The sequence below is a fragment of the Trueperaceae bacterium genome (genome assembly GCA_019454765.1).
Taxonomy (GTDB): domain Bacteria; phylum Deinococcota; class Deinococci; order Deinococcales; family Trueperaceae; genus JAAYYF01.
The window spans coordinates 1-1806 of the sequence record JACFNR010000092.1; the positions used below are offsets into that span (position 1 = coordinate 1).

The following is a 1806-nucleotide window of genomic DNA, read 5'->3' on the forward strand; positions in this document are numbered from 1 at the left end:
CGCGTCTCCAACTCCACGGGTGGCGGCAGCGGCGCCAGGTGGTCGTGCGGAACCGCAGACGACCACTCCGGCGGGTTCATGTCGATATTGGAGTGAGATTTCGACACGTCCTCAGGATATGTCGACGCCGCGTACACGGCAAGCAACCGCGCGCCACTTCGGCACCCCACCAGGGATCACCCAGGGAGCCTCACGAGGGCCAACAGGGTGTAGACGCCCCCTAGAAGCAACCCCGACCCAGGCCCGCCACTTGCCCGTCAGCCGCCCCGGGTCGTTCCGGGTGACCGCCGACACGCCCAATATCAACGCCGCAAGGGGAACGAGCACCAGCTGGAAGATGAACATGCTGACGATCCCGAGCCAGAAGCTCCAGGCGGCCAACCGCCTGGTGATCTGGTCGTAGTCCGGCGGCCTGGCGGACCGGAGCGCCGGCTGCTCTTCAGCAGGGGTCCTTGGTTCTCCATCAGGGATCGACGACTCGTCGTTCACGTGTGCTCCTTCCGCTGCATGCCAGCCTGACTCCCTCCGCTACCGTTCGAGGGTGCCGCCCCGTTGGCGTGAGGCTACGCTTGCGCTACGACAAGCAGCGTCGCAGCCGGCTACGGCGGATGTTCGGATGAGTCGAATCTTGCGAGAAGGCCGTAAGATCTGGCAGTCGCGCACGAATCGGTTCATGAGGTCCCGGGTGCGTTCGGGGCGGCTGCAGTCGCGGTGAGGTTCGGCGCGCAGGAGCGCGTCGATCCACTCGCGGTGGATGTCGGCGCTCCAGCGTGCGCGGTATATGCCGGTGGTGGCGAGTTGCACGAGCACCTCCCGGATAGGGGCTGGGTAGAGGACGTTGGCGTCCAGGAGTGCGGTGTAGGCCACGTTCCTCAGTACCCGTAGCCTTGTTCTTGGGCTTCGCGAGCAAGCTCGTCGAGGACGGCTTGGCGCTCCTGGTCGTCGCGGGCCTTGTAGGCCATGAGGTCTTCCATGAGGATCCGCCGGTGCTTGCCTACCTTGCGGTGGGGGATCTTGTTCTCTTCTAGGAGCTTGATGAGGTAAGGGCGGGAGACGTTAAGGATGTCGGCGGCTTGGACGGTGGTGAGCTCGGCGTTCTCGAGGATCAGGGTGACGCCGCGGCCGGCGGCCATAGCCTCGAGGACGTCCATGAGGAGCGCGACAGCGCCTGCGGGCAGTTCGAGCGCTTGTTCGTTGTGGTCTTCGGCGATGCGGACCTTCACCGGCCGGTCGGTCTTGGCGTATGGGGCGAGGACCTGTCCGAAGGTCCGGGCGAGGGCAGCGTCTTGCGGCGTGGGAGGCATCTGCCGCTGGGAGATGAGGGCCATCGGGGCCTCCTTTCAACTCCAACCTAGCGCAAATGCATTAAATGCAGCGGTCGCAATAAGTGTAGTAGGATCGTTGGCCGGAAGCACTTGGCAGCACCAGCGGCCGCTACTCCCGGGTCACTCGAGACAGCCGAGCTAGACGGCAACACAAGCGGTGAGAGATCTTCACCGCCACCATCGTTGAGAGGCCGACTCAACAGGCCTCGTGGTGGCAAACACCGACGATAAGCCCGTAACGGAGTCGAACCGAGCGCCGAAACGTCATGCTTGGACCAGGTCGCGCGCAGGCTACCGCGGCCGGTGTCCGCGTCAGAGCACTCCAGCCACGCGGCGGAAATCGACCCGGTGAGCTAGGGGCTTCGGAGTGTGGTTCCATATCTGGTACCATGCCGGTCGGGATGAGACCGGCACGCCAAGACCCGCTGCGAGAAGCTGCTCCAGAGGGGTGACGACGATGGAGCAACCGAACAGATACAGC

General features: G+C 64.6%; 2 protein-coding genes. One reads left to right on the forward strand and one right to left on the reverse strand.

Going from position 1 to position 1806, the window contains the following annotated elements; all coding sequences use genetic code 11:
* Positions 1–250 precede the first annotated feature (250 nt).
* Positions 251–403: a hypothetical protein gene (locus tag H3C53_13390; GenBank protein ID MBW7917661.1), complete on the forward strand. Its 153-nt coding sequence runs from the start codon at positions 251–253 to the stop codon at positions 401–403.
* Positions 404–872: 469 nt separating this feature from the next.
* On the opposite strand, the gene H3C53_13395 is transcribed toward H3C53_13390, so the two are convergent.
* Positions 873–1328, reverse strand: coding sequence for a helix-turn-helix domain-containing protein (locus H3C53_13395; protein ID MBW7917662.1), 456 nt, complete (start codon positions 1326–1328; stop codon positions 873–875).
* Positions 1329–1806: the final 478 nt, after the last annotated feature.

Coding starts and splice junctions, on each gene's coding strand:
- H3C53_13395 (MBW7917662.1), bottom strand. CDS start 1,328: ATGGCCCTCATCTCCCAGCGGCAGATGCCTCCCACGCCGCAAGACGCT.